The sequence below is a fragment of the Neisseria iguanae genome, from assembly GCF_003013245.1.
Lineage (GTDB): Bacteria > Pseudomonadota > Gammaproteobacteria > Burkholderiales > Neisseriaceae > Neisseria > Neisseria iguanae.
In genome coordinates this window covers 1-10,461 of sequence record NZ_PXYY01000090.1, presented here as the reverse complement: position 1 = coordinate 10,461, position 10,461 = coordinate 1, and the positions used below count along the sequence as shown (strand labels likewise).

Here is a 10,461-nt window from a genome sequence, read left to right as displayed (position 1 = left end):
AAGAATCCATATCTTTCAAAGACTTGTGATCATTAATCTTCCCCGAAACCAATCTGCTGCCAATCAATCCGCCGTTGCAGGTTATCAGCGAATGCTATTTGAAGCCGGAAAACCAGCCCGTATTGCTTTTCCACGGTGTCTTTGGATAGGAATACGGCGGTTATGGCAGACGGGCTGCGCGGCTGACCCGGCAAAACCGGGCCGCTGTTGTGTTTTGGGGAATACGGCCGACGGACTCTCCTTCTAGGCCGATTCGACAAACCGGTTATGTGAGGGTCCCTTGGGGAACACGCTTTACGAGGCATTCTTCGGATTTGGTATAGGTGATAAGTTTTTAAATTGGCGGTAGCAGATTCGACGGAAACAGATTCATATGGTTATGGTCATGGTTTCCGCATTGCTGGCGGGAGCTTTTCGTTGTCGTGATTTTGGGTTGGATACGGTTTTTTTGAAATCCGGACTTGAATTTTTTTGCAAAAATCATCCAAGAGATAAAAAGGCTCGGTAAGATGATCTGTGAGAGAGTGCTTTTTTGTTTGCTTTTTATATGAAAACAATAGTTTACTACAAATTTGACCCTCTCTTTTATTTTTCTTATCCCGAACTCACGTTAGTTAATCTTCCACATTTTCAACATGACCCAAAATCATCGCATCACCATAGCTGAAAAAACGGTATTCCTGCATCACTGCATGTCGATAAATATCACGGATACGCTGTATGCCCGACAATGCACTGACCAACATCAACAGCGTCGATTTCGGCAAATGAAAATTGGTAATCAGTCGATCAACCACATTAAACCGATAGCCCGGTGTAATGAAAATATCGGTATCGCCTTGCCCTGCTTTCAGACGGCCTGTTTCACGGGCAGCCGATTCCAACGCACGCATGGATGTGGTTCCGACCGACCATACCCGATTACCGCGTGCTTTGACCGCTTCAATCACAGCCACCGTTTCAGACGGCACATCAAACCATTCTCTGTGCATTTTATGGTCGGCAATATTGTCCACACGCACCGGCTGAAATGTGCCCGCCCCCACGTGCAACGTCACCTCTGCCATCTCCACTCCTTTTGCTTTCAAAGCCGCCAGCAATTCATCAGTGAAGTGCAAACCGGCAGTCGGTGCGGCAACTGCGCCCTGATGCTTGGCGTAAACCGTTTGGTAACGGCTGTCGTCTTCGCTATCCGCCGTGCGTTCGATATAAGGCGGCAACGGCAAATGGCCGTTCTGCTCCAATAATTCGTAAACCGTTTGTCTGCCTTCAAAGCGCAGACAGAACAACTCTTCCTGCCGTTCAACCATTACCGCCTTGATGCCGCCTTCAAATACCAGCTCCGTGCCAGGTTTAGGTGATTTGGACGAACGCACATGAGCCAAGGCCGTATGCCCGTCCAACACACGCTCAATCAAGGCTTCGATTTTACCGCCGCTGGCCTTTTTCCCGAACAAACGCGCTTTTATCACCTTGGTGTTATTAAACACTAAAACATCGCCGCGTTCGACATAATCCGGCAAATCGGCAAAATGCACATCTTTTACCGGCATATCGGGCAAGGCCGCCAGCAAACGGCTGCTGCCGCGCACTTTAGGCGGATGTTGCGCAATCAGTTTTTCAGGTAAGTCAAAGTCAAAATCAGAAATATCCATGATTTTTTCACAATCCAAAACAGCCGTTATTATACGCATATTTCCTCTTTTCAGACGGCCTGTTTTCTTATAAAACCAACCGATTAGCATATATACTTTTGTTAACGAGCCAAGCTTTCCCCTATTCCTCATTCTGGTGATTTAACGCCAAAATGAGCGATTTTTCGATATTTTGCTAGACATTTTGCCGTAATTTCGGGAAAATGGCCTAGTTAAATTCCGGCTAAGGCCGCCATCTTCTTATTCTCAAATTGTCCGTTGTTATGGCAGATAACGTGGCAGACAAAATCTTATTGTCAGCATCATTATGTAACGTAACACGGCTCTACAACAGACCGTCTCAATAAGGAACCAAAATGGATTTGCGCAAACTGAAAAAACTGATTGATTTGGTTGAAGAATCCGGTATCGCCGAAATCGAAGTTACCGAAGGTGAAGAAAAAGTCCGCATTACCCGTGCTACTGCCGCACCGGCACCTGTTTACACCGCAGCCCCTGTTGCCGCACCGGCCGCAGTTGCCGCCGTACCTGCGGCTGCAGAAGCATCTGCGCTGAATTTGGCCGACGCCCAAAAATCACCGATGGTGGGTACGTTCTACCGTGCACCAGGCCCGAATGCCAAGCCTTTTGTCGAGGTCGGCCAAAACGTAAAAGCCGGCGATACCTTATGCATTATCGAAGCCATGAAGCTGATGAACGAAATCGAAGCCGAGAAATCCGGCGTGGTGAAAGAAATTCTGGTGGAAAACGGCACCCCTGTCGAATACGGCGAACCGTTGTTTATCATCGAATAATCCGCTTTCAGACGGCCTGATTTCAGACATAGGCCGTCTGAAACTTTTCGGAACATTTGAAGCATAAACATTTTCAGACTGCCTTTCGCTTCAAAAGCATCTGAAAAATACAGGAAAATCATTATGTTGAACAAAGTATTAATCGCCAACCGCGGTGAAATCGCCCTACGCGTGCTGCGTGCCTGCCGCGAAATGGACATTGCCACCGTTGCCGTGCATTCCGAAGCCGACAAAGACAGCCTGCATGTCAAATTAGCCGACGAATCCGTGTGTATCGGTCCTGCTGCTTCCGCACAAAGCTACCTGAACATTCCCGCGCTGATTGCTGCCGCTGAAGTGACCGGTGCCGACAGCATTCACCCCGGCTACGGCTTCTTGGCTGAAAATGCCAATTTTGCCGAGCAAGTTGAACAATCTGGTTTTATCTTTATCGGCCCCAAAGCCGACACCATCCGCTTGATGGGCGATAAGGTTTCTGCCAAACATGCCATGGTTAAAGCCGGTGTGCCGTGCGTGCCGGGTTCAGATGGCGCATTGCCTGACGATGATGACGAAATTCTGAAAATCGCCGATAAAGTCGGTTTTCCGGTCATCATCAAAGCATCGGGCGGCGGCGGCGGCCGCGGTATGCGCGTAGTCGAGAAAAAAGAAGACCTGATTTGTTCGGTCGAAATGACCAAAACTGAAGCCGGTGCCGCATTCGGCAACCCTATGGTGTATATGGAACGTTATCTGCAACGTCCGCGCCACATCGAAGTCCAAGTTTTAGCTGACGAACACGGTAACGCCATCTACTTGGCCGAGCGCGATTGTTCTTTGCAGCGCCGCCATCAAAAAATCATCGAAGAAGCGCCTGCACCGGGCATCACACCGGAAGAACGTGCCAAAATCGGCCAAGCCTGTACCGATGCCTGCAAACGCATTGGTTATCGTGGTGCCGGTACGTTTGAATTCCTGTATGAAGACGGAGAATTCTTCTTTATCGAGATGAATACCCGCGTTCAGGTCGAACACCCCGTGACCGAATTAATTACCGGGGTGGACATCGTTCAAGAACAAATCCGTATCGCCGGCGGCCTGCCTTTGCAATACACCCAAGACGACATCCGAATCGAAGGCCATGCCTTTGAATGCCGTATCAACGCGGAAGACCCTTACAGCTTCATTCCAAGCCCGGGATTGATTGAAAGCTGCCATTTACCGGGCGGTTTCGGTATCCGTGTCGACAGCCACATCTACCAAGGCTACCGCATTCCACCGTTTTACGACAGCTTGATCGGTAAAATCTGCGTGGCCGGCAAAGATCGCGCACAAGCAATGGCAAAAATGCGTGTGGCCTTGGCCGAATTGGCCGTGACCGGCATCAAGACCAACACACCGCTGCACCGTGATTTGTTTCAGGATTCAGGCTATGCCGAAGGCGGCGTGAGCATCCACTATTTGGAAAAATGGTTGGAGCAACGCAAAGCAGCACTGGCCGAGAAGTAAGCCGACACCAAAAAAGGCCGTCTGGACAAGGCAACAGAAATCTTCGGTTTCGTTTCCGGTTCAGACGGCCTTTGTTAACCCGCTCACATCCGTTACAATAAGTCTATTTTATTCATTCCTGTCTGAAAACATTTCTAGAGTGGAATCACTAAAAACCGATACCGCATTGGGCTGCCCCAGCTCGAAGAGACCGATCCTGTTGACTGCTGAAGCGGCTAACAGAGTCAGTTCCATACTATCCGTACCGTCAGAATCAGTCCGCCTGTATCGATTATTTATTGACCTGTATCATTATTTATTGATTCCACCATATCTACTTTAATTCAGACGGCTTCCTCCTGATAGAGACAGATTATGCCATACCAACAAATTACCCTCGCCGTTAGAGACACCGCTGCCGAACCATTGGCCGATGCGCTGATGGGACACGGTGCCCTTTCTGCCGCCATTGAAGATGCCTACGCCGGTACTGAAAACGAACAGGCCATTTTCGGCGAACCGGGTATGCCGGCCGAACAAATCTGGCAACAAAGTAAAGTGATTGCCCTCTTCAGCGAACAAGACGAAGCTGCCGCCGTCATCCGCGCCGCCGCAGAAGAATGCGGTTTAGCCGACTTAACTTACACCACCGAAATCCTGGAAGATCAAGACTGGGTGCGCTTAACCCAAGCCCAATTCGACCCGATTCAGATTTCCGACCGTTTGTGGATTACCCCGTCTTGGCACGAAGCACCCGATAAAAATGCCGTCAATCTGCAACTCGATCCCGGTTTGGCCTTCGGCACCGGTAGCCACCCGACCACCCGTCTCTGCCTGCAATGGCTCGACGCGCAACTGAAAGGCGGCGAAAGCGTCTTGGATTACGGCTGTGGCTCAGGTATTTTGGCGATTGCCGCCTTGAAGCTGGGGGCAGGCTTGGCGGTCGGTGTAGATATCGACAACCAAGCCATCCGCGCCAGCAAAGCCAATGCCGACCAAAACAATGTTCAAGCGCGATTCTATCTGCCTGATGCGGTTCCCAAAGGCCAATTCGACGTCGTGGTTGCCAACATTCTGGCCAACCCGTTGCGCATGCTCGGTGAAATGCTGGCCGGACGCACCCAATCCGGCGGACGCATTATTTTATCCGGCTTGTTGGACGAACAAGTCGAAGAATTAAGCGAAATCTACAGCCAATGGTTCGACATCGAACCTGCCGAAATTGAGGAAGGCTGGGCACGCTTAAGCGGCGTGAAACGCTGATTATAGTTGGTTAAAATCGAACCAATTACTGCGTTGGCGCGCCTTGTCTTGATTCGATTTTAACCAACTATAGATTGGCTGGAAAGAAAAAGGCCGTCTGAAAGCAATCGTTTTCAGACGGCCTTTAAATGACAGATTCCCAATAATCAGATTCAGCAGCTTGCTTTACGCACTCAAACCGGCGCGGCTGAACACCACATCAAATTCACTGGTTTCCAACAATGCGCGAATCTCGGCGACTTCTTCATCGGTCAACACCACTTCATCATATTGCGCGATAAATCCTTTAAAATCTCTGATATCCAAAACATTATCAGGAATCATGGTTTGAAAATAACAATGTTTCGGAAACACCACCACCGAATAAAACATTTTCTGCGATATCGACAACTGATCCGACAATGCCTGAATATACTGCTGGTTTTTCAGCAAAGGATTCTCAAATTTGGCTTCATTTTTATGCAGCTTGCACGTCCACATACCGCTGCCGCCATCGCCCCAAATCCGTCCTTGCTGATTCGGCGTATTCACCACAAAAATACCGAAGCGAGATACATACACGTAATCAATCTGCTCATGTTCGCCGCCACAGCATACATCCAAATCCGGAAAGGCGTGGTAGGTTTTGGTATCCAACAAGCATTTGGCGCGCACATTCACGGCAAAACGCGCGGTAAAATTTCTCAACCAATGGGTTTTGGCCAGCATGGCCGCCAAGACCACCGGGATCACCCACCATAAATAAACAAACAGGCCGTCTGAAAGATTAAAAGAAGCATTCATTGCATTTTCCACGTAATTTATTTTATTGGTTTGAGCAGTATTTATTCATACTGCATTTTTTGCTTTATTATAAACCAAATGATATTATTTACAATAGAAAATTACCGTTAGTCATTATTTATTACCTTTTATCAAAACAACTGTTTTACCGCTTCACCCAAGCCGAGCTTAAAGTCCAATCTATCGGGCTGTAATACTTCGGCAACTTGGCCGGTATACCCAAATTATCCCAGTAAACCACGCGGTAACGGTCACTGAACCAATTGGGCACGATAATGTATTGATGGCGCAACACGCGATCCAAAGCGCGTGCGGAAACGGTCAATTCTTCACGGTTACTGAAATTTTCAAAGCGTTTCAGCAATACATCCACCGCCGGATGGCACACGCCTGCCCAATTACGGCTGCCTTCGGTTTTCGCCGCTGCGCAACTGAAATAATTAAACTGCTCATTTCCGGGGCTTTCGCTGTTGGCATACACCACAATAGTCATGTCGTAATCAAACGCGGTCATTCGCTTTTGAAACACGGCCGGATCCGCAACGCGTATGGTCATACCCACACCGATTTTGGCCAAATCGCGCTGCCATTTGGCGGTCACGCGCCCGTAGGTTTTGCTCGGGCTTAAAAATTCAAATACCAGCGGTCTGCCCTGCTTATCGACCAGTTTGCCGTTTCGATAACGGTAACCGGCTTGCAGCAGCAATGCCCGCGCTTTCAAAAGCTGCGGGCGCACACCGATTTGCAGATTGATCACTGGCGGCTGTGGCACATTTTGCGTGAACACATTCTTCGGCAACTGCGTTTTCACCGTGTTTAGCAAAGCCAATTCCGCGCCGCCCGGTTTACCCGTCGCCGCCATGATACCATTGGTGAAAAAACTGTTGCTGCGCCGGTACGCTCCGTAAAACAGCTTGGTGTTGGTGCTTTCAAAATCAAAGCTTTCCACCATTGCCTGGCGCACCAAAATATTGTCAAACGGCTTGCGGCGCAGGTTCATCACAAAGCCCTGCATGCCGGCGGTATTGCCGTGCTGCCACTCGTGTTTGCCCAGACCACGCTTTTCCAACATATCGCCGGGGTAGGCACGCGCCCAATTTCGGGCGATGTTTTCTTGCACAAAATCATACTGTCCGCCCTTAATGCCTTCGATGCGCACGCTGTCGTCTTTGAAATATTTGAAGCGCACGGTATCGAAGTTGTACCGCCCTTTACGCACCGGCAAATGTTGTGCCCAATAATTTTTGTCGCGATGGTATTCGCTCAAGCGGCTGCTGTCGGCGCGGGCGAAGCGGTAAGGGCCGGAGCCGATAGGCATGGTATTGGCCGCGGCAGCCAAGCCTTGCGGATAGCTTTTGTGTGAAAACACCGGCAACTCACCCAAAATCATATGCAATTCGGCGTTTTTCTTCTTGAAACGGAAAACCACCGTGTACGCTTCGGGCGTTTCCACTTTGGCGACATCGCTCCAGTAAAATTTATACATCGGCGCGGCAGCTTTGTCTTGCGTCAGCGTGTTAAACGAAGCAGCCACGTCTTTGGCCAACACTGGATCGCCGTTGTGGAAACGCGCTTTCCGGTTGAGTTTGAACATGACCGACAGGCCGTCTGAAGCCAAGCGCACATCTTCCGCCAGCAATCCATACATCGCAAATGGTTCGTCAAGACTCTTTTCCATCAGCGTGTCCAGCGTCAAAGCTGCTACGCCTGCTTCATGATCACCCTTGAGTGTAAACGGATTAAGCGTGTCAAACCCGCCTTGCACCGGCAGCGTAAACGTACCACCTTTAGGCGCATTCGGGTTCACATAATCAAAAGCTTGAAAATGCGGCGGATATTTCGGCGGCTGTCCCAATCCCAAGCCGTGGGCGGCAAAGACTGAAGACATAGCGAGCATGAGTGAAACAAAAGCAGTGATTTTCATAATGGATTTCGATTCCAACAGGAAAGGGTAACAATGAAGGCCGTCTGAAAAAGTATTTTCAGACGGCCTGAGACCTTTACACAATCCCTATCTTTGGCACATTTTTCGTTATGCGCTGCTCGAAAGATACCTATCCAATTGATATATTGACTTTCTATGCCACTATAACTTCAAACTATACTCAAATCTACGGCTTTGAAAGGTCTCAGCCTGAATATTATATGCCGTCAAAGATTTTTTTTAAGGCGGCAACAGATTTATCCTGATTATCCGTATGCACACGGAATTCGGCCAAGGTCATGTTCATGGTTTCCACGCAAGGCTGCATGATTTGGTCAACCGCGGCATTGACTTTGTCTTTTTTCACATACGACGGGCTATATACAAAAATCTTAAACAATTCGCCCAAATCAATTTTATCGGCACTGGTTTTCAACACCCAGCCCTGTTTGCCCGAATACACATAGCCATGGCGCGCCAACTTTTCCAAAAGCTCGCCCAATTCGTCGTAGCCTATATTGATATGGCCGCGCAGTTCCTGCACCAGCATGGCATTGCCTTCCTGCTGCGCCGCATCGAGCAAAAGCAGGATTTTCAATACATCGTCAAAACGGCCGGAAGAATCGAAATTGCGGCGGAAAGCATTGTCCCGCCAGTACGACAGTGAAGATGTCAACACCGCACCGGCCAACACCATTGACCAGAGCAAGTTCAACCATACCAGGAAAAAGGGAACCGCGGCAAACGCACCGTAAATCGACTTATAGCCGTCAAAATTGGTCATGTACCAGGCAAAAATATAGCGGGCAATCTGCAAAGCCAAAGCCGCCACCAAGGCACCGATTAAAGCATGCTTGGCCGGCACAAAACGGTGTGGCACAAAGCGGTATAATGCCCACAGCAAAGCCGTGCTGAACAATAAAGACATCAAAAAGCGTACCGCCTCGGCCAACACAGATGAAATATGTTCCAAGCCCAAACCGTTTACCGCGCCGACAATCAACGACAAGCTGACACCCAACGACAACGGTCCAAAGGTCAGCAACGCCCAATACACCAAAAATTGGCGCATCAATGGCCGCTGCGTGTGCACATTCCAAATGCGGTTGAACGCGCTGTCGATGGTTTGCACCAACATCAGCGAGGTTACAAACAGCATCACGCTACCGATAGCGGTCAATTTGCTGGCTTTGTCTTTAAATTGATTCAGGTATTCAAACACCAAATCCGCACCCTGCGGCACAATCATGCGGTTGATAAATTCGACAAACGACACAGACCATTGGTCAAACACCGGAAAAGCCGACACCACCACCAACATCACTGTCAACACCGGCACCAAGGCCAACAGCGTGGTAAAAGTGAGGCTCGATGCCACTTGCGGTACACGTTCGTTATTAAAGCGGCCGAACACAAACATCAAAAAACCGACCACTTTATTTTCCGACAAACCTTGCCACCATTTTAAAAACGGCATACTCTTTTCCTTAATGTATTGTATGATGATTACTTTTCAGGCGGCCTTCCCTCCATTCCTCCCGAAAAGCAGTTTTATGTTTTATTAAACCATCCATTGTAACGGAATCACACCATGAACCCAACTTCTCTTAACATTCTGGTTTTGTTTTACAGCCAAAACGGCAGCACGCTCAATCTCGCCCGCCAAATCGCACGCGGCATAGAAAGCGTCGCCGGATGCGAAGCCGTATTGCGCACCGTGCCGAAAGTCTCTACCGTGTGCGAAGCGGTTGAAAACGAAATCCCCGACCGCGGCGCACCTTATGTCACCGCCGAAGATTTGAAAAACTGCGCGGGCTTGGCATTGGGCAGCCCGACCCGTTTCGGCAACATGGCCGCCGCCATGAAATACTTTATCGACGGCACAATTGCACAATGGCTCGGCGCAGAATTATCCGGCAAACCGGCGACCGTATTTACCAGCACCGGCTCCTTGCACGGCGGTCAAGAATCCACCCTGCTCACCATGATGCTGCCGCTTTTGCATCACGGCATGGTCATCAGCGGCATTCCGTTCAGCGAAACCGCCCTCAGCCGCACCCAAAGCGGCGGTACCCCCTACGGCGCATCACATGTGGCCGGACACGACGGCAGCGCGGTATTGAGTGCCGAGGAAAACGAATTGGCTTTTGCACAAGGCAAACGTTTGGCTGAATTGGCAGTAAAATTGGCGTAAGTCTGTTTTGTCTCCGGCATCACCATTCAAGGCCGTCTGAATCCCCGCCACTCTAGCCACGGTTTAAGCCCAAACGCACCAAGCATTGAAACCAATTAAGGTTCTTAGAATTCCCATCGCAAGTGCGACAACTTTCCAAAAGAACAGGCCGGTATTCGGCAGCAGACCGCTTCCCAACAAGAAAGACTGCCATCCGCTACACACACCTGACCCGGGAACAAAAATACGGCATTTGCCCGGAATACCGCAAGCCGTCTCAAAGCAGCAGTACCCCCACCACCGTCAAGCGTGAATCGGACAGATACGGCATGAACGGCAAATACGGCGGCTTGTACGCCCGGCACAGCATGAAGCCGGAAAGAAAAAGCAAAATGCCCGCAA

Annotated in this window: 9 protein-coding genes; 5 read left to right on the top strand and 4 right to left on the bottom strand. The window is 49.6% G+C overall.

Annotated elements, in window-relative coordinates:
* Positions 1-247, top strand: a 247-nt coding sequence (locus tag C7N83_RS15335; protein ID WP_211296651.1) for a hypothetical protein, incomplete at its 5' end; no start/stop codon positions are given.
* Between the two features lie 367 nt (positions 248-614).
* On the opposite strand, the gene queA is transcribed toward C7N83_RS15335, so the two are convergent.
* On the bottom strand, positions 615-1,655 hold the full coding sequence (queA, locus tag C7N83_RS11375; protein WP_106742765.1) for a tRNA preQ1(34) S-adenosylmethionine ribosyltransferase-isomerase QueA: 1,041 nt from the start codon (positions 1,653-1,655) through the stop codon (positions 615-617).
* 356 nt (positions 1,656-2,011) lie between these two features.
* Here queA and accB point away from each other — a divergent pair, with 356 nt between their 5' ends.
* The 3 genes from accB to prmA all read left to right on the top strand — a co-directional run bounded on the left by accB (position 2,012) and on the right by prmA (position 5,179).
* The gene (accB, locus tag C7N83_RS11370) at positions 2,012-2,449 is read left to right on the top strand and encodes an acetyl-CoA carboxylase biotin carboxyl carrier protein (RefSeq protein WP_106742761.1); all 438 of its coding nucleotides are present in this window, start codon (positions 2,012-2,014) and stop codon (positions 2,447-2,449) included.
* A gap of 123 nt (positions 2,450-2,572) precedes the next feature.
* Positions 2,573-3,937: an acetyl-CoA carboxylase biotin carboxylase subunit gene (gene accC, locus C7N83_RS11365; protein WP_106742760.1), complete on the top strand. Its 1,365-nt coding sequence runs from the start codon at positions 2,573-2,575 to the stop codon at positions 3,935-3,937.
* A gap of 354 nt (positions 3,938-4,291) precedes the next feature.
* Positions 4,292-5,179 carry a 50S ribosomal protein L11 methyltransferase gene (prmA, locus tag C7N83_RS11360; RefSeq protein ID WP_106742758.1) on the top strand — a complete coding sequence of 296 codons (888 nt, stop codon included), beginning with the start codon at positions 4,292-4,294 and terminating at the stop codon, positions 5,177-5,179.
* Between the two features lie 165 nt (positions 5,180-5,344).
* On the opposite strand, the gene C7N83_RS11355 is transcribed toward prmA, so the two are convergent.
* The 3 genes from C7N83_RS11355 to C7N83_RS11345 all read right to left on the bottom strand — a co-directional run bounded on the left by C7N83_RS11355 (position 5,345) and on the right by C7N83_RS11345 (position 9,363).
* Positions 5,345-5,962 (bottom strand): nuclease-related domain-containing protein, encoded by a 618-nt coding sequence (locus tag C7N83_RS11355; protein ID WP_106742756.1) that lies wholly within the window; start codon positions 5,960-5,962, stop codon positions 5,345-5,347.
* A 145-nt stretch (positions 5,963-6,107) separates the two neighbouring features.
* A complete protein-coding gene (locus C7N83_RS11350; RefSeq protein ID WP_106742763.1) occupies positions 6,108-7,886 on the bottom strand; it encodes an extracellular solute-binding protein in 1,779 nt (592 codons plus the stop codon).
* 217 nt (positions 7,887-8,103) lie between these two features.
* Positions 8,104-9,363, bottom strand: a complete 1,260-nt coding sequence (locus tag C7N83_RS11345; protein WP_106742755.1) for a YihY family inner membrane protein — start codon at positions 9,361-9,363, stop codon at positions 8,104-8,106.
* 114 nt (positions 9,364-9,477) lie between these two features.
* On the opposite strand from C7N83_RS11345, the gene wrbA reads away from it, so the two are divergent.
* Positions 9,478-10,080, top strand: a complete 603-nt coding sequence (wrbA, locus tag C7N83_RS11340; protein ID WP_106742753.1) for an NAD(P)H:quinone oxidoreductase — start codon at positions 9,478-9,480, stop codon at positions 10,078-10,080.
* The last annotated feature ends 381 nt before the right edge of the window (positions 10,081-10,461 follow it).